The organism is Streptomyces sp. bgisy159, from assembly GCF_057707805.1.
Genome location: NZ_JBYIQX010000001.1, coordinates 163334 through 180659 on the forward strand (window position 1 = coordinate 163334; position 17326 = coordinate 180659).

Genomic DNA, 17326 nt, shown 5'->3' on the forward strand with positions numbered 1-17326 from the left:
GCTCACGAACCCGTGGGCACGGAGTCAGTCGCCTCCGTCCACAGGTCCTGCTCGGCGCGATCCGCCTGGATCTGGCGGTACACGAGGAGCCCGCCGATGGCGGCCAGTGCGACCAGGAGAAGCTTCTTCACCGCGCGACCTCGTCTTTCGTTGACGTAGGGGACCTCTGGCGCCCGACTATACACACCGATCGATATCGATCGGTGACCTATGTCGGCCGCTCAACTTCCGCATCCGACCGCGCAGTAGCAGGGGATCGGATGGCCCGGTCCGCGGCCTGACCAGGGCCCCGATCCGCTCCTCGGCTCCCCTGCGCCCATCCGGGTGGTGTTCATCTGAACATCGCCACGCGACGTGCGTCGGTCCACCGCTTCCTCCACCCCATACACATCATGAGGAAAGTACGCAAATCGCCCAACCCGAAAGTGAGGGGATCATGGCCAAGACCCAGGTCATGAAGGTCTGGACGGCCTTCGTCACCGCCTTCCTCGCGCTGTGTACGGCGCTCGGCCTCATCACCACGACCGCCGCGACGGCGGTAGCCCAGAGCGAGCCGGCGCGCAACAGCGGAAACCGCGCCGCCGCCCCCGCGGCCTCGCCGGCCCTGGCGGCGGGCCCCTGGTCCTGGACGCGTGCCCGGGCCCTGCCACCCACGATGAAGCAGCGCATCCGGGCGGAGGCGCACGGCAAGTCCCCCAGCTGCCGCCACCGCTCCCCCGACGAGCCGCAGCAGCCTGCGGCGCAGGTGGACGCGGACGCGGACCATGCGAACGCATCCCACGCGAGCGGGGTACGGCCGGACGCATCCGACGCCGACGCGGTACAGCCGGACGCATCCCACACGAGCGCGGTACAGGCGGCTCCGTCCCACACGGACGCGGCGCACGCGGCCCCGTCCCACGCGAACGCGGCGCACACGGACGCGGCGCACGCCGGCGCCAAGCACGCGGACGTGGCCAAGGCGAACGCAGTCCAGGCGAACGCAGCCCAGGCGGACCCCTCTCACAGGGGCCAGTCCCGCACGGCCCCGTCCTCCTGCGCCTCGACCGTCGCGACGCAAGCGGGGGTCACGCCCTGAGCGAGCGCACCGCACCGCCCGAGCCGGCGGAGCAACCACCCGAAGGACGCCCTCGATCCGCGTCAACTATGCGGAGTCGTAGTCTGGTCCCCGTGACCACGGCGTGCGAGATGATCGCGGACGATCTCCGCCGATCGATCCGCGAGGGCGAGTACGAACCCGGTGACCGACCTCCGTCGGAGAGGGAACTCGCCGGACACCACGAACACAGCGTGCCCGTCGCCCGCACGGCGCTCCAGGCGCTCGCCGGCGAAAGGCTGATCGACGAACACGACGGACACGGCGACGCCGTACGAGACCCCCGTACCCTCGTGGTCCGGGACAGCCGGCGTCACCAGTGGAAGAAGAACCGGGCCCGCGCGCCGCGGGCCGAGCGGACCTCGGCGGGAGCGACGGACCACGACACCGGACCGGACGTCCGGGATCCGGCCTTCCGGGCGACGCACCGAGAGATCGAGGCACCCCGGGACCTCTCCCGCGCATGCGGCGTCCCCGAAGGCACGCCACTCCACGCACGCACCTACCTGACCCGCAGAGCGACCGAGCCGGCCCCGCCCGGTCTCGTCACCTCCTTCCTCGTCCGCGAGACGATCGCCGCCGGCACCGACCTGCTGGACGCACACCGGAAGCCCTGGCCCGGCGGCCCCCAGAGCCAACCGCACACGGTGGGTACCGAGCTGGACCGGATCCAGGAGTCCGTGACCGCCCGGCCCCCGACCCCGCACGAGGCGCGGGCACCGGACCTGCCGCCCCGCGCCTCGGTGACACCGCTGCGCACGACGTCGTGCGGCATCGACGGCCGCGTGGTGGAGATCGCCGACGTCACGCTGCCCGGCGACCGCAGGCGGCTGCTGTCCACCACCCCGCTGGAGCGGTGGTGACCGCTGTCGTGCCCCGCCCCGGAGAGCGGCGACGCATCACCGTCGTCACCGCGGTCCACGCCCCGTCCGCCCGCCATCTGCCGGACGCCTATGCGTCCCTGCGCGATCAGCGGCTGCCCGACGGCTGGGAGTGGCACTGGGTCATCCAGGAGGACGGCCGTACGGACGCCGTCGCCCCCCACGTGCCGGACGACCCCCGCGTGACCCTCCGCCAGGGCCGGCCCGGCGGACCCGGCGGCCCCGGAGTCGCCCGTACCCTCGCGCTGGCCCACGCCGAGGGCCCGTACGTGAAGGTCCTGGACGCCGACGACCGGCTCACCCCCGGTGCGCTCGCCCGCGACCTGGCCGCCCTCGAAGCCGACCCCGACCTCGGCTGGGCCACCTCCCGCGCCCTCGACCTGCTGCCGGACGGCACCACGGTGGGCTTCCCCGGCGACCCGGACGAAGGTCCCGTCGAGCGTGGCGCGGTGCTCGACCACTGGGCCGCCCACGACTGTCTGGCCCAGGTCCACCCGGCCACCCTCTTCGTACGGCGCGACCTGCTGCTGGCTCTCGGCGGCTGGATGGCACTGCCCGCATCAGAGGACACCGGCCTGTTGCTCGCCCTGAACGCGGTCAGCCGCGGCTGGTTCACCCGGGAGACCGGGCTCCTCTACCGCAAGTGGGACGGCCAGGTGACGGCGGCACCCGCCCATGTCGACACCGCCGAGCGCACGGCGCGGATGGCGATCGCCCACGCTCGTGCCCGGTCCCTGGCCTCGCTGGGCTGGCGCCACCCGGTCACGGGCTGAGCAGCCGAGCGGCCGCGCCGAGCCCGGCCCGCTGGTCAGCCGCTCCGGCCGCGCCCCGACTCGCCCAGGGATATCGCCTGGGAGGGACACCACATCGCCGCCTCCCGCACCTCCGGCTCCTCCCCGGCCCCCTCGCGTCCGGGCAGGACGGCCACGTACCCGTCGACCAGGGTGAAGACGGACGGCGCTCTGTGCACGCAGTCGTGGGAGCCGTAGCACCGGCCGGGATCCACGGAGATCTTCATGTGCCCTCCCCTCACGAGGCGGTCACGAGCCCGCCCCCACAGATCTGCCTGCCCTCCCGACAAGCCCTTGAACCGGTCCGCGCACCCGGACAACGCCCCCACCCTTTGCCCTTAGGGGCCCAGAAAGGCCCTAGAAGCCCTAGAAGCAGTCCTCGGCCTGCTCCTGGATCCCCACACCGGTCCGTACGCGTCCCGCCGTGGCCAGCCAGTGCGCCACCCTGCGTACCGTCGTCTCGTCGAGCCGCTCGACGACGGCCTGTACGGCGGTAACGTCGTCCGGGGTGAGGTCATAGAGGCCGGCCTGGCCCAGCCCGGCCATGAGCGCCTGATGCCGACGGTCGAGCATCCGTTCGACGTGGCTGGCGCTGCCCCGCGCCTGCCCAGCCGCACTCGCACCCGGCCCGTCCGCACTTCCACCCGGGCCGGCAGCGACATCGGTATGGGCCTCGGCATCGGTGAGGTCCGCACCGGCATCGGCATCGGCATCGGCATCGGAGGTGTCGGTGTGGGCGTCGGCGGCCCGCCTCAACGCCTGCGCGGTCCCCTCCTGCCGCGCCCACGCCCCGTCCTTCGGCCCCCACAGCGCGACGACCGGTTCCTGCCCCCGGGCTCGCATGGTGTGGGTCATCTCGCCCAGCGCGTACAGCACAGGCGCGCGATGGGGCGACTCCGCGCCCACCCGCCAGGAACCCGAGCTTGCGTCCGAGCCGGAACCTGAACCGGAGCCGGAACCCGAGTCCCATCCCGAGCCGGAACCCGGGTCCGACCCCGAGCCGGAACCCGGGTCCGGCACGTGGAACAGCGCCACCCAGCGCGGCTCCCCCGGCGGCTGCGGACTCTGCGGATGCGTCCGCGAACGTGTCTCCACTTGCGCTCACCCCCTGCGACAGCGGCACGGCGAGGCGACCATAACTGACGGATCGTCAGGTATCCAGGGGTGCGCACAGGGAGCGGACACGATTCGGCACCGGTCTCTCCCCTCGTGGAGACCGGTGCCGAACTCGGGCGGACACGGTGGCTCCGGGCCGTGTCGGCGGCGGTGCGGAGCGTGTTTCAAGAGGTCAGCGCCGTGCCCGGCGGCTGTGCCGCGATCGTGCCAGCCGAGCCGTGGATGGAGGAGGCCCTCCTCCTCAGAGGCCGACGAAATCGCAGGTCAGGGAGGTAGAGTGAGTTTTCCGGTCCGGATGTCCAGGCGGCGGGAGTAAGGGGTGGATGCCTTGAGTTCCGACTCAGGGGCAGCACGCACAGCCTTCGCGGAACGTCTCGCGCTGTTGTACAAGGAAGCCGGCAACCCACCCCTGAAGAGCGTCTCGGAAGCGGTCGTACGACTGCAGCGCGTCGACGAACGAGGACGACCCGTACGGGTCTCCGCCCAGCGGATCAGCGACTGGCGGCGGGCGAAGAACGTACCCGCGCAGTTCGCCGCCCTGGCGGCGGTGCTCCAGGTCCTGGTACCGGCGGCCCGGCGCGCACGGCCCGCTCCGGTCGCCCCGGGGCTGTACGACATCGGCCAGTGGCAACGGCTCTGGGAGCGGGCGGTGGCCGATCCCGTGCTCCCCGCCGGCTCCACCGGCGGTTCCGCCGCCTCCTCCGGAGACGGAACCGCGGCACCGGACCGGCAGCGGGGTCGGGACCCGGCCGAGGAGCCCCCGCCCGTACCCGGCGGGGTGTGCCCCTACCGGGGGCTCGCCTCGTACCGGCGGCAGGACGCCGGCTGGTTCTTCGGCCGGGAACGCAGTACCGAGGCCCTGGTGAACCAGCTGCGGGCGGCCGAGGACACGGGCGGGCTGGTGATGCTGGTCGGCGCCTCCGGGGCAGGCAAGTCCTCCCTGCTGAACGCCGGTCTGGTCCCCGCCCTGGCCGCAGGCGCCGGGGACGACGACACACCTGCCCGGCCGATCCTGCAGTTCGTCCCGGGCGCCGATCCTCTCGGCGAGCTGACCCGCCGTATCCCCGGACTGGCCTCTGTCGTCTCGGCCGCCCGGCGGTTGTCCACCGGACCCCCCGACACGGACATCGCACCGGCCGCCCCGCACGCCCCCTCCCCCCGGCACCCGGATCCCCCACCGCTCCCCGAGGCCGTACGGCAGGTGCAGCAGGCCGTCACCGCCTGGGCCCACCGCCCCGGCGCCTCTGCCGCGCCCCGCCCCGTACTGATCGTCGACCAGTTCGAGGAGACCTTCACCCTCTGCCCCGACGAGAGCGACCGCCGCACCTTCATCCAGCTCCTGCACGCCGCCTGCACCCCGGCCGGCCCCGGCACACCGGCGCCCGCGCTGGTCGTGCTCGGCGTCCGCGCCGACTTCTACGAGCGGTGCCTCGACCACCCCGAGCTGGCCGACGCCCTGCAGCACCGCCACATGGTGCTCGGACCGCTGACCACCGCCGAACTGCGCGAGGCGGTGACCGGCCCGGCCAAGGCGGTCGGCCTGGAACTGGAACCCGGCCTCGCCGAACTGATCGTCCGCGAGGTCAGCGCCGACGGCCCGCGCGGCGCCCACGACGCGGGCGTCCTGCCACTGCTGTCGCACGCCCTGCTCGCCACCTGGCAACGCCGCAAGGCGGGACGGCTGACGCTGGCCGGCTACCGGGCCGCCGGCGGTATCCAGGGCGCGGTCGCGGCGACCGCCGAGCGCGCCTGGTCCCGCCTCGACCCGGCCGCCCGCACCGCGGCCCGGCTGCTCCTGCTGCGCCTGGTCCGGCTCGGCGAGGACACCCGGACCACCCGCCGGCGCGGCACCCGGCGCCAGCTGGCACAGGAGTCGAGTGACCCCGGAAAGACGGAGGAGTCGCTGGAGGCGCTGGTCCGCGCCCGGCTGGTGACGCTGGACGCGGACACCGTGGAGATCACCCACGAGGCCCTGCTGCACGCCTGGCCGCGCCTGCGCGAGTGGATCGACGAGGACCGCGGCGGCCATCTGCTGCGCCAGCGGCTGGAGGAGGACGGCCGGGCCTGGGAGAGCTCGCACCGCGACTCCTCCCTCCTGTACCGCGGATCCCGGCTCGAGCAGGCCCACACCTGGGCGAAGTCCGCCGGCGACACCTCGCTGACCCGCAGCGCGGTCGATTTCCTGGCCGCCTCGGTGCGGCTGCGACGTCGCACGGTGTGGCTCGGGCGGGCCGCGGTGTCCGCCGTGCTGGTCCTCGCGATCGTGGCCGCCGGTGCGGCGGTGGTCGCCTGGCAGCAGCGAAACGACGCCGTGTTCGGCCAGGTCGTCGCCGAGGCCGACCGGGTGCAGTACACCGACCCGTCGCTGTCCGCCCGGCTCGACCTGGTGGCGCACCGGCTGCGCCCGGACGACGAGGACACGTCGAGCCGCCTCCTGTCGATCGTCAACGCACCCCTGGCCACCCCGCTGTCCGGGCACACCGGTGCCGTCTACCTCACCACCTTCAGTCCGGACGGCAGAATCCTCGCCACCGCCAGCTACGACCGCACCGTGCGCCTGTGGGACGTGCGCGACCCGGCCCGGCCGGAACCGTTGGGCGGCGCCCTCACCGGGCACACCAGCTGGGTGAGCAGCGCGGTCTTCAGTCCGGACGGCCGCACCCTGGCCAGCGCGGGCGACGACGGCACGATCCGGCTGTGGGACGTCACCGACCCCGCCGCGCCACGCCCGCTCACCACGCTCACCGGCCACCGGGGCACCATCTACCTGATCGCCTTCAGCCCCGACGGCCGGACCCTCGCCTCAGCCGGCGAGGACGACACCGTCCGGCTGTGGGACATGACCGACCCGCCGAACGCGACCGCCCGCGGCGCCCCCCTGACGGGGCACACGGCGGCCGTCCGGTCGGTCGCGTTCGGCCCCGACGGGCACACCCTGGCTTCGGGCGGCGACGACGACACGGTCCGCCTGTGGGACGTCACCGACCCGAACCACGCGAAGGCGCTCGGTTCCCCGCTCACCGGACACTCCGACCTCGTGCACTCGGTGGCCTTCAGCCCGGACGGACACACCCTGGCCAGCGGCAGCGCGGACGACACCATCCGGCTGTGGGACGTCACCGACCGGGACCGCGCCGAAGCACTCGGCTCCCCGCTCACCGGACACACGGGACCCATCTGGTCGGTGGCGTTCAGCCCCGACGGCAACCTGCTCGCCGCGGCCAGCGCCGACAGTACGGCGAGCCTGTGGAGCGTGGCGGACCCGGCGAACCCGTCGCGGGTCGGTGAGCCGCTCGCGGGCGGCAGCGGCGAGATGTACGCCCTCGGCTTCCGCCCCGACGGCCGCACCCTGGCCACCGGCAGCGGCGACAGCAAGATCCGGCTGTGGTCCGTCCCGACGTCCGACCTGATCGGCCGCAACGGCGCCTTCCGCCCTGACGGCAAGGTGCTCGCCACGGCCGCGCGGGACGGCCGGATACGGCTGTGGGACGTGGCACGGCCGGACCGGCCCGTGCGCCTGGGCAAGCCGTTCCTGTCGGCGGACGGCGGCCAGCGAATGTTGGCGTTCTCCCCCGACGGCCGGACCCTGGCGATCCTCACGAGCAACCGCACGCTGTCCCTCTGGGACGTCTCCGACCCGGCCCGCCCGGTCGCCCACGCCCCACCCGTCGCCCTGAGCACGCGGTTCATGGGCCCGGACGCGCTGGCGTACAGCCCGGACGGCCGCACGGTGGCCACCGCCTACACCGACCGCACCGTGCGGCTGTGGAACGTCACCGACCCGGACCACATCGTCCCCTACGGCCCCCCGATCACCGGCCACCACGGGTACATCAACGCCCTCGCCTTCAGCCCCGACGGCCGCACCCTGGCCAGCGGCAGCGCGGACCGCACCATCCGGCTGTGGAACGTCTCCGACCCGGCACACCCCTCCCGGCTCGGCCGTGCCCTCACCGGTCACACGGGCCCCGTCAACGTGCTCGCCTACCGCCCCGACGGCACCACCCTGGCCAGCGGCAGCGACGACGACACCGTCCGCCTGTGGGACGTCACCGACCCGACGCACGCCACCGCGCTCGGCTCCCCGCTCACCGGTCACAGCGAGGCGCTGGCCTCACTGACCTTCCGCCGGGACGGCCGTACGCTGGCCAGCGGCGGCACCGACAACACGGTGCGGCTCTGGGACGTGTCCCGCCCGTCGGACGCCACCCCCATCGGCCAGTCGATGAGCCCGCACGCCCGCACCGGCACCTACCTGGCCTTCAACCCACGCACCCACCGGCTCGCCGTCTCCAGCGGCGTCGACACCGTGCGCCTGTGGAACCTGGACGTCGACGACGCCGTCGACCGCATCTGCTCGACGACCCGAGGCGTCCTCACCCCCGAGACATGGCAGGAGTACCTGCCCCGCCTCTCCTACGACCCGCCCTGCGACGACTGACCCCGAGGAATCCCAACCCCGGATTCGGTTCCCGCCACCCCATCTGCCTTGTTAGCCTTGGCCCAAGCCCGGTCGCTGCCGCATCCCCCGTCGTCAGCGACCGGGCATCTCCATGCCCGGCCCCGTCGGCCACCCCGATGTTTCACGCGACCCGATGTTTCACGTGAAACACCAAAAGACCCCCGGTCCACCGGACCGAGGGTCTTCACTGTGGGGCTAACAGGATTTGAACCTGTGGCCTCATCCTTATCAGGGATGCGCTCTAACCAACTGAGCTATAGCCCCGCCGCGCTCTGCGGTGTATGTCCCGCGCGCTGACTCCTGAAGATTAGCGCACGACCGGGGCAGTCCCAAAATCGGTTGTCGGGGTACCGCCCCGGAGGGTTCAGCGGCGGGTCACTCGTCCTCCGCCAAGGTCAGCTCGATGCCGCCGACGAAGCCGGCGGAGAGGTTGTAGATGAAGGCGCCGAGAGTGGCGAGCGCCGTGGCGAGGACGACGTCGATGACCGCGATGATCGACGCGAACATCAGCACGTGGGGGAGCGAGAGGAACGACTGCAGGTCGAATCCGTTCGACTCGTTGGAGCCGGTCGCCTCGGAGATGGTGCTGCCCACCGAGGAGAAGACGCCCATCGCGTCCATGACCATCCACAGCATCGCCGACGCCACGATCGTGCAGATGCCCAGCGCGATGGAGAGCAGGAAACTGACCTTCATCACCGACCACGGGTCGGCCTTGGCCACCCGCAGCCGCGCCTTGCGGACCCTCGGCATGGTGCGGGCGCCCGTCCGGGGCCGCCGTACCGCGGCCCCCGCCGGGGCCGGAGCGCCGGCGCCCTGCGCCGGGTACGCCTGCGGCGGGTGGTACGGCCCGGAGGGCTGCTGCGTCTGCCGTTCCCCCGGCAGCGGGGAGGCCGCCTGCGGGCCTCTGGTGTCGGTCACAGTTCCCCCCTGGGATGTCTGCGCGTCGGGAGAGGGCGTGCCGGAGTCCGTCACCTTGACCGCCTTGAGGTTGGTCGTGTGCGGGTCCGCCACCGGTGCGGCGGAGCCACGGCCGCCGCCCTTCTGCTCCGATTCGGCAGAGGTCCCGGTCGATGCCCCGACCGAACCGGCGCCCGTGGCTCCGCTCACGATGACTCACTCCTCGTGCTACTCGGCCGAGGGCGCCTCACCCTCGTCCGTGCCGGTGGTCGCGGCATCCTCGACGGTCTCGTCCACGGCGTCACCGCCGTCGACCTCCTCCGCCTCGCGCCCCGCCTCGGCGTTACGAGCGATGCCGACCACGGCATCGCGCTTGCCCAGGTTGATCAGTTGGACGCCCATGGTGTCACGGCCCGTCTCCCTGACCTCGTTGACTCGCGTACGAATCACACCGCCGGACAGCGTGATGGCGAGGATCTCGTCGGTCTCCTCGACCACCAGCGCGCCGACGAGCGAACCGCGGTCCTCCACGATCTTGGCGGCCTTGATACCGAGGCCGCCGCGTCCCTGGACGCGGTACTCGTCGACAGCGGTCCGCTTCGCGTACCCGCCGTCCGTCGCAGTGAACACGAACGTACCGGGTCGAACAACATTCATCGAGAGCAGTTCGTCGCCCGGGCGGAAACTCATGCCCTTCACACCCGAGGTCGCCCGGCCCATCGGACGCAGCGACTCGTCCGTCGCCGTGAACCTGATCGACTGCGCCTTCCTGCTGATCAGCAGCAGATCGTCGTCGGCCGAGACCAGTTCGGCGCCGATCAGCTCGTCGTCCGAACCGTCCTCGCCCTCCCGCAGGTTGATGGCGATCACACCGCCGGAACGGGGCGAGTCGTAGTCCTTCAGCGGGGTCTTCTTCACCAGACCGGCCTTGGTGGCCAGTACGAGGTACGGGGCCACCTCGTAGTTCCGGATCGCGAGGATCTCGGCGATCGCCTCGTCCGGCTGGAAGGCGAGCAGGTTGGCCACGTGCTGACCACGCGCGTCCCGGCCGGCGTCGGGCAGTTCGTACGCCTTCGCGCGGTACACCCGGCCCTTGTTGGTGAAGAACAGCAGCCAGTGGTGGGTGGTCGAGACGAAGAAGTGGTCGACGATGTCGTCTTCCTTCAGCTTCGTGCCGCGCACGCCCTTGCCGCCGCGCTTCTGCGCCCGGTAGTCGTCCGTCTTGGTGCGCTTGACGTAGCCGCCGCGCGTGACGGTGACGACGATGTCCTCCTCGGCGATCAGGTCCTCCATGGACATGTCGCCGTCGTAGGGCACCAGCATGGTCTTGCGGTCGTCGCCGTACTTCTCGACGATCGCGGCGAGTTCCTCGCTGACGATGCCGCGCTGGCGGACCGGGGAGGCCAGGATCTCGTTGTACTCGGTGATCTTGGCCTGGAGTTCGTCGTGCTCCTGGACGATCTTCCGGCGCTCCAGGGCGGCCAGGCGGCGCAGCTGCATCTCCAGGATGGCGTTCGCCTGGATCTCGTCGATCTCCAGCAGCTCCATCAGGCCGCCGCGCGCGATCTCTACGGTGTCGCTGCGCCGGATCAGCGCGATGACCTCGTCGATGGCGTCCAGAGCCTTCAGCAGGCCGCGCAGGATGTGCGCCCGCTCCTCGGCCTTGCGCAGCCGGAAGCGCGTACGGCGGACGATGACCTCGATCTGGTGCGTCACCCAGTGGCGGATGAACGCGTCCAGGGAGAGGGTGCGCGGCACGCCGTCGACCAGGGCCAGCATGTTGGCGCCGAAGTTGGTCTGCAGGTCCGTGTGCTTGTACAGGTTGTTCAGGACGACCTTGGCGACCGCGTCCCGCTTGAGGACGATGACCAGGCGCTGGCCGGTGCGCGACGACGTCTCGTCGCGGACGTCGGCGATGCCGCCGATCTTCCCGTCCTTCACCAGGTCGGCGATCTTCTGCGCCAGGTTGTCGGGGTTGACCTGGTAGGGCAGCTCGGTGACCACCAGGCACTGGCGGTTCTGGATCTCCTCGACCTCGACCACCGCGCGCATGGTGATCGAGCCGCGCCCGGTGCGGTACGCCTCCTCGATGCCCTTGCGGCCGACGACCAGCGCGCCGGTCGGGAAGTCCGGGCCCTTGATGCGCTCGATGAGGGCGTCGAGCAGCTCCTCGTGCGAGGCCTCCGGGTTCTCCAGGTACCACTGGGCGCCGGCGGCGACCTCGCGCAGGTTGTGCGGCGGGATGTTGGTCGCCATGCCGACCGCGATGCCGGCCGAGCCGTTGATCAGCAGGTTCGGGAAGCGGGACGGCAGGACGGTCGGCTCCTGGGAGCGGCCGTCGTAGTTGTCCGTGAAGTCGACGGTCTCCTCGTCGATGTCGCGGACCATCTCCATCGACAGCGGTGCCATCTTGCACTCGGTGTAGCGCATGGCCGCCGCCGGGTCGTTGCCCGGAGAGCCGAAGTTGCCGTTGGAGTCGACCAGCGGCATCCGCATCGACCACGGCTGGGCGAGACGGACCAGCGCGTCGTAGATGGAGGAGTCGCCGTGGGGGTGGTAGTTGCCCATGACGTCGCCGACCACGCGCGCGCACTTGTAGAAGCCACGCTCGGGGCGGTAGCCGCCGTCGTACATCGCGTAGAGCACCCGGCGGTGGACGGGCTTGAGGCCGTCCCGGACGTCGGGCAGCGCGCGGGAGACGATGACGGACATCGCGTAGTCGAGATACGAGCGCTGCATCTCGGTCTCGAGCCCGACGGGCTCGACACGCATGGCCAGGGCCTCTTCGCCCGGCGTCACGGAGGTGTTGTCGTCGGTCATTGCTGGTGAAGGTCCTTCCTGGTGCGGTCAGCTGAGACCGACTCAGATGTCGAGGAAGCGGACGTCCTTGGCGTTGCGCTGGATGAACTGCCGGCGCGCCTCGACGTCCTCGCCCATCAGGACCGAGAACAGCTCGTCGGCCTGCGCGGCGTCGTCGAGGGTGACCTGGCCGAGGACCCGGTGCTCCTGGTCCATGGTGGTCACGCGCAGCTCCTCGGCGTTCATCTCGCCGAGACCCTTGAAGCGCTGGATCGAGTCCTCGCGCACCCGCTTGCCGCGCTGGCGGCCCATCTCCAGCAGGGCGTCGCGCTCCCGGTCGGAGTACGCGTACTCGACGTCCTCCCGGCCCCACTTGATCTTGTACAGCGGGGGCCGGGACAGGAACACGTGCCCGGCCTCGACCAGCGGCCGCATGAAGCGGAACAGGAAGGTCAGCAGCAGGGTGTTGATGTGCTGGCCGTCGACGTCGGCGTCCGCCATCAGGATGATCTTGTGATAGCGGAGCTTCTCGATGTCGAAGTCCTCGTGCACGCCGGTGCCGAAGGCGGAGATCAGCGCCTGGATCTCCTGGTTCTGCAGGATCTTGTCGATCCGCGCCTTCTCGACGTTGAGGATCTTGCCGCGGATCGGCAGGATCGCCTGGTACTCCGGGTTCCGGCCGGACTTGGCCGAGCCGCCGGCGGAGTCGCCCTCGACGATGAAGATCTCGCACTTGACGGGGTCGTTCGACTGGCAGTCGGAGAGCTTGCCGGGCAGGGACGCCGACTCCAGCAGGCCCTTGCGCCGGGTCAGGTCGCGCGCCTTGCGGGCCGCCACGCGCGCGGTGGCCGCCTGGATGCCCTTGCGGACGATGTCCGCGGCCTCCACCGGGTTGCGGTCCAGCCAGTCGTTGAGGTGCTCGTAGACCGCCTTCTGGACGAAGGTCTTGGCCTCGGTGTTGCCCAGCTTGGTCTTGGTCTGGCCCTCGAACTGCGGCTCGCTCAGCTTGACCGAGATGATCGCCGTCAGGCCCTCGCGGATGTCGTCGCCCGTGAGGTTGTCGTCCTTCTCGCGCAGCAGCTTCTTGTCGCGCGCGTACTTGTTGATCAGGGAGGTCAGCGCGGCCCGGAAGCCCTCTTCGTGGGTACCGCCCTCATGCGTGTGGATGATGTTGGCGAAGGAGTACACGCCCTCGCTGTAACCGCTGTTCCACTGCATGGCGACCTCGAGGGACAGGCTCTTGTCCTTGTCCTCGGCCTCCAGGTCGATCACCGTCGGGTGGACGACCTCCCCCTTGCGGGAGTTGAGGTACTTCACGAAGTCGACGATGCCGCCCTCGTAGTGGTACGTGACGCTCTTGGGCTCGTCCTTCTCGTCCGCGCCCGCCTCGTCCGCGCCGGCGGTGGCCTTGGCCGACGCGCGCTCGTCGGTGAGCCGGATCGTCAGGCCCTTGTTGAGGAACGCCATCTCCTGGAAGCGCCGCGACAGCGTCTCGAAGGAGTACTCGGTGGTCTCGAAGATCTCCGGGTCCGCCCAGAAGGTCACCGAGGTGCCGGTCTCCTCGATCGCCTCGTGCTGCGCCAGCGGTGCCGTCGGGACGCCCATCTTGTAGTCCTGCGTCCAGCGGTGTCCGTCGGTCCTCACCTCGACGGACACCTTGCTGGACAGGGCGTTCACCACGGACACGCCCACGCCGTGCAGACCGCCGGAGACCGCGTAGCCGCCCCCGCCGAACTTGCCGCCCGCGTGCAGCACCGTCAGCACGACCTCGACGGCCGGCTTGCCCTCGGAGGGGACGATGCCCACGGGGATGCCTCGCCCGTTGTCGACGACGCGTACGCCGCCGTCGTCGAGGATCGTCACGTCGATCGTGTCGGCGTGCCCGGCCAGCGCCTCGTCGACGGAGTTGTCGACGACCTCGTACACCAGGTGGTGCAGACCGCGCTCACCGGTCGAACCGATGTACATACCGGGGCGCTTGCGGACCGCGTCCAGGCCTTCGAGGACGGTGATGGCGCTCGCGTCGTAGGACGCGGTGACGGAGGCCTCGGCGCCATGGGCCTCGGCCTCGGTGGACGGGATGTTCTCGTTGGGGTTGCCGGAATCGGCCACGAAGCGCCCTTTCTGGCACAGCACAAGCCAGGCTCCTGGGGGCCTCCCCGGTGGGGGAGCGTCGCCGGAGCGGCTGCGGCATGGTGCGTTGATAAGCCTTGATTCAGCGTTGCTCAGCTTTTCCCGGACGATCCCCTCGTTCGGGGCGGGATTGTCTCCCAGTCTACCGGTACCACTGACAGCGATGAGGGTTTGCCGGTACCTGAGTCCCCATGTGCCGCCCTGAACCGGACTCGGCCGACTCCCGATATACGGAAGGGGTCCCCAAGACGCTCACAGCGGCACTCAGCGCTTCGAGGTGTCAACCCTTGGCTACCGGGGAGTCACGACTGAATGCGTACGGGATTGCGGGCATTTGCCCCGCAGAACGCCGCGCGGCCGGGGCGGAACCCTCGATCCGCCCCGGCCGCCCGCCTCGCCCAGCCCCGCACGACCGGCAGGCGCATGCCTCACACGTGATGTACGTCACCCATAAGTGTCGCCGGGTCCGCTGCTGCCCGGAGCCCGCAGCGGACCGTACCGGCGCGGGCCGCCACCCGGCCCCTGCACCCTGATCTGTCGCACCGCCCCGTGTCCCAGGTCCTGGTTCAGCCGCGCCACCAGCGTCGGCGCCAGCAGCCGCAGGTTCGTCGCCCAGGCCGTGGAGTCACAGCGCACCACCAGCAGGCGCTCCTCCTCGTCGTACCGCTCGGGCACACAGTGCTTGGCCACGTCCTCACCCACGATCTGCGGCCACCGGCCCATCACCCCGCCCACCGCGGCCGGCGCCTCCCAGCCCCGCTCCGTCAACAGCCGGTTGATCGCCGCACCGAGCGCCATGGGGTCGCGCCCGTCGGCCCGCGCGCCGGAGCGCAGGCCGCCCCCGCGCCGGGCCTGCTTCTTCTGCTGCGCCGCATCGCCTCGCGCGCGTGCCTGCTCGCGCGCCGCGCGGAGCGCCACGCGCGCGAGGTCGACACCGGAGGGCTGCGGAGACTTCTCGGGCTCCTCGGCACTCATACGCGCTCCACCGTCCCGTCGGCCACCGCGTACCGGGCCCCGGCCAGCACGTCCGGCACGTCGTCGTCGACCGCGGCCGTCACCAGCACCTGCTCGCCGGGCGCCACCAGCTCCGCCAGCCGCTCCCGCCGCCGCGCGTCCAGCTCGGCGAACACGTCGTCCAGGACCAGTACCGGCTCGTTGCCCTCGGCGCGCAGCAGGTCGTAGGAGGCCAGCCGCAGCGCCAGCGCGTACGACCAGGACTCGCCGTGCGAGGCGTACCCCTTGGCGGGCAGTTCACCGAGCTTGAGCACCAGGTCGTCACGGTGCGGGCCGACCAGGGTGACGCCCCGCTCGATCTCCTGTTTGCGGGCCTCGGCCAGCGCCTCGCTCAGCCGTTCGTACAACTCCTCGCGCGTGTGCGCACCGCCCAGCGGAGCCGAGGGCCGGTACTCCAGCGCCACCGGGCCGCCGCCCGGCGCCAGCTGCTCGTACGCCTTGTCGGCCAGCGGCTGCAGGGCCGCGATCAGATCGAGCCGCCGCGCCAGCAGCTCGGCACCCGCGCCCGCGAGGTGCTGGTCCCACACGTCGAGGGTGGACAGGTCCATCGACCTTCCGCCGTGCCGCCGCGCCAGGGCCGCCGACTTCAGCAGGGTGTTGCGCTGCTTGAGCACCCGCTCGTAGTCGGACCGCACCCCGGCCATCCGCGGCGACCGCGCGGTGATCAGCTCGTCGAGGAAGCGCCGCCGCTCGCCCGGATCGCCCTTCACCAGGGCGAGATCCTCGGGCGCGAACAGCACGGTCCGTACGATGCCCAGCACGTCCCGGGGTCTGACCTGCGAGGACCGGTTGACGCGGGCGCGGTTGGCGCGGCCCGGGTTCAGCTCCAGCTCGATCAGCTGCTGCCGTTCGCCCTGGCGGACCTGCGCCCTGATGACCGCGCGCTCGGCGCCCATGCGCACCAGGGGCGCGTCGGAGGAGACGCGGTGGCTGCCGAGAGTGGCGAGATAGCCGACGGCCTCGACGAGGTTGGTCTTGCCCTGCCCGTTGGGGCCGACGAAGGCCGTGACGCCCGGGTCCAGTGGGACCTCGACCCGGGCGTACGAGCGGAAGTCGGCCAGCGACAGATGCGTGACGTGCATGGTCGGAGCCGACCTCCTCAACAGCCTGTGGACCGCCGTGCGGTCCTGTGGATCACTTCTTCTCGACGGCGTGCCCGCCGAACTGGTTGCGCAGCGCGGCGATCATCTTCATCTGCGGAGAGTCCTCCTGCCGGGAGGAGAACCGCGCGAAGAGGGAAGCCGTGATCGCGGGCAGCGGCACGGCGTTGTCGATGGCGGCCTCCACCGTCCAGCGTCCCTCGCCGGAGTCCTGTGCGTAACCGCGCAGGTCGTCGAGGTGCTCGTCCTCGTCCAGGGCGTTCACGGCGAGGTCGAGCAGCCAGGAGCGGACGACCGTGCCCTCCTGCCAGGAGCGGAACACCTCGCGGACGTTGTCCACGGAGTCGACCTTCTCCAGCAGCTCCCAGCCCTCGGCGTAGGCCTGCATCATGGCGTACTCGATGCCGTTGTGGACCATCTTCGCGAAGTGGCCCGCGCCGACCTTGCCGGCGTGCACCGCACCGAAGTCGCCCTCCGGCTTCAGCGCGTCGAAGACCGGCTGCACCCTGGCGATGTCCTCGGCATCGCCGCCGTACATCAGCGCATAGCCGTTCTCCAGGCCCCAGACGCCGCCGGAGACGCCGCAGTCGACGAAACCTATGCCCTTCGCGGCCAGCTGCTCGGCGTGCTTCTCGTCGTCCGTCCAGCGGGAGTTCCCGCCGTCCACGACCACGTCGCCGGGCTCCAGGAGTTCGGCCAGCTCGTCGACGGTGGACTGGGTGGCGGCGCCGGCCGGAACCATGACCCAGACGACGCGCGGGCCGCTGAGCTTGCCCACAAGCTCTTCCAGGCTGTGGACATCGGCGAGGTCCGGGTTGCGGTCGTATCCGACGACGGTGTGGCCCGCGCGGCGGATCCGCTCGCGCATGTTGCCGCCCATCTTGCCGAGGCCGACGAGACCGAGCTCCATCAGTTGTTCCTTAGGTCGCTGTGGCGTGTGGGGCACATGGTGCCGACGCACGAGCCTAAACCCGGACGCTGACGCACAACTGTGGGCATAGGCGCTCATACGTACGCCCTGACCTGCACAGGCT

At 71.3% G+C, this 17326-nt stretch carries 13 protein-coding genes and 1 tRNA gene; 4 read left to right on the plus strand and 10 right to left on the minus strand.

All coding sequences use genetic code 11. The annotated features are described in order from the left end of the window. Positions 1–2: 2 nt before the first annotated feature. A complete protein-coding gene (locus AC3ET3_RS00795; RefSeq protein WP_003999697.1) occupies positions 3–131 on the minus strand; it encodes a DLW-39 family protein in 129 nt (42 codons plus the stop codon). Positions 132–436: 305 nt separating this feature from the next. On the opposite strand from AC3ET3_RS00795, the gene AC3ET3_RS00800 reads away from it, so the two are divergent. The 3 genes from AC3ET3_RS00800 (at position 437) to AC3ET3_RS00810 (ending at position 2750) form a co-directional block, all read left to right on the plus strand. Continuing rightward, a complete protein-coding gene (locus AC3ET3_RS00800; protein WP_435611440.1) occupies positions 437–1078 on the plus strand; it encodes a DUF6344 domain-containing protein in 642 nt (213 codons plus the stop codon). A gap of 92 nt (positions 1079–1170) precedes the next feature. Continuing rightward, positions 1171–1959: a GntR family transcriptional regulator gene (locus AC3ET3_RS00805; RefSeq protein ID WP_435611441.1), complete on the plus strand. Its 789-nt coding sequence runs from the start codon at positions 1171–1173 to the stop codon at positions 1957–1959. Continuing rightward, complete coding sequence (locus AC3ET3_RS00810) at positions 1953–2750, plus strand: glycosyltransferase family 2 protein (protein ID WP_432133537.1); 798 nt, start codon at positions 1953–1955, stop codon at positions 2748–2750. The genes AC3ET3_RS00805 and AC3ET3_RS00810 overlap by 7 nt, the downstream gene beginning before the upstream one ends. Before the next feature lie 35 nt (positions 2751–2785). Here the strand turns inward: AC3ET3_RS00810 and AC3ET3_RS00815 are convergent, their stop codons facing one another. Together AC3ET3_RS00815 and AC3ET3_RS00820 are read right to left on the minus strand one after the other, a co-directional pair. Continuing rightward, a complete protein-coding gene (locus tag AC3ET3_RS00815; protein ID WP_432133536.1) occupies positions 2786–2995 on the minus strand; it encodes a ferredoxin in 210 nt (69 codons plus the stop codon). A gap of 139 nt (positions 2996–3134) precedes the next feature. Further along, positions 3135–3644, minus strand: coding sequence for a hypothetical protein (locus tag AC3ET3_RS00820; RefSeq protein ID WP_435611442.1), 510 nt, complete (start codon positions 3642–3644; stop codon positions 3135–3137). A 559-nt stretch (positions 3645–4203) separates the two neighbouring features. On the opposite strand from AC3ET3_RS00820, the gene AC3ET3_RS00825 reads away from it, so the two are divergent. Continuing rightward, entirely contained in the window at positions 4204–8325 is a 4122-nt protein-coding gene (locus AC3ET3_RS00825; RefSeq protein WP_432133534.1) for an nSTAND1 domain-containing NTPase, read from the plus strand. A 211-nt stretch (positions 8326–8536) separates the two neighbouring features. Here the strand turns inward: AC3ET3_RS00825 and AC3ET3_RS00830 are convergent. The 7 genes from AC3ET3_RS00830 to gnd all read right to left on the minus strand — a co-directional run bounded on the left by AC3ET3_RS00830 (position 8537) and on the right by gnd (position 17202). Continuing rightward, positions 8537–8610: transfer RNA gene (locus AC3ET3_RS00830), tRNA-Ile, on the minus strand. A 111-nt stretch (positions 8611–8721) separates the two neighbouring features. Further along, entirely contained in the window at positions 8722–9456 is a 735-nt protein-coding gene (locus tag AC3ET3_RS00835; RefSeq protein ID WP_432133533.1) for a DUF3566 domain-containing protein, read from the minus strand. 18 nt (positions 9457–9474) lie between these two features. Further along, a complete protein-coding gene (gene gyrA, locus AC3ET3_RS00840; protein ID WP_432133532.1) occupies positions 9475–12066 on the minus strand; it encodes a DNA gyrase subunit A in 2592 nt (863 codons plus the stop codon). 42 nt (positions 12067–12108) lie between these two features. Next, positions 12109–14181 carry a DNA topoisomerase (ATP-hydrolyzing) subunit B gene (gyrB, locus tag AC3ET3_RS00845; protein WP_435611443.1) on the minus strand — a complete coding sequence of 691 codons (2073 nt, stop codon included), beginning with the start codon at positions 14179–14181 and terminating at the stop codon, positions 12109–12111. Between the two features lie 441 nt (positions 14182–14622). After that, positions 14623–15153 (minus strand): DciA family protein, encoded by a 531-nt coding sequence (locus AC3ET3_RS00850; protein WP_432136540.1) that lies wholly within the window; start codon positions 15151–15153, stop codon positions 14623–14625. Further along, a complete protein-coding gene (gene recF, locus AC3ET3_RS00855) occupies positions 15150–16274 on the minus strand; it encodes a DNA replication/repair protein RecF (protein ID WP_435611444.1) in 1125 nt (374 codons plus the stop codon). The genes AC3ET3_RS00850 and recF overlap by 4 nt, the downstream gene beginning before the upstream one ends. 52 nt (positions 16275–16326) lie before the next feature. After that, complete coding sequence (gnd, locus tag AC3ET3_RS00860) at positions 16327–17202, minus strand: phosphogluconate dehydrogenase (NAD(+)-dependent, decarboxylating) (protein WP_435611445.1); 876 nt, start codon at positions 17200–17202, stop codon at positions 16327–16329. Positions 17203–17326 lie beyond the last annotated feature (124 nt).

Excerpts from the sequence above, each read along its gene's own strand:
- gnd (WP_435611445.1), bottom strand. The coding sequence starts at position 17,202 with ATGGAGCTCGGTCTCGTCGGCCTCGGCAAGATGGGCGGCAACATGCGC.
- AC3ET3_RS00815 (WP_432133536.1), bottom strand. The coding sequence starts at position 2,995 with ATGAAGATCTCCGTGGATCCCGGCCGGTGCTACGGCTCCCACGACTGC.
- gyrA (WP_432133532.1), bottom strand. The coding sequence starts at position 12,066 with ATGACCGACGACAACACCTCCGTGACGCCGGGCGAAGAGGCCCTGGCC.
- AC3ET3_RS00800 (WP_435611440.1), top strand. The coding sequence starts at position 437 with ATGGCCAAGACCCAGGTCATGAAGGTCTGGACGGCCTTCGTCACCGCC.
- AC3ET3_RS00850 (WP_432136540.1), bottom strand. The coding sequence starts at position 15,153 with ATGAGTGCCGAGGAGCCCGAGAAGTCTCCGCAGCCCTCCGGTGTCGAC.
- recF (WP_435611444.1), bottom strand. The coding sequence starts at position 16,274 with ATGCACGTCACGCATCTGTCGCTGGCCGACTTCCGCTCGTACGCCCGG.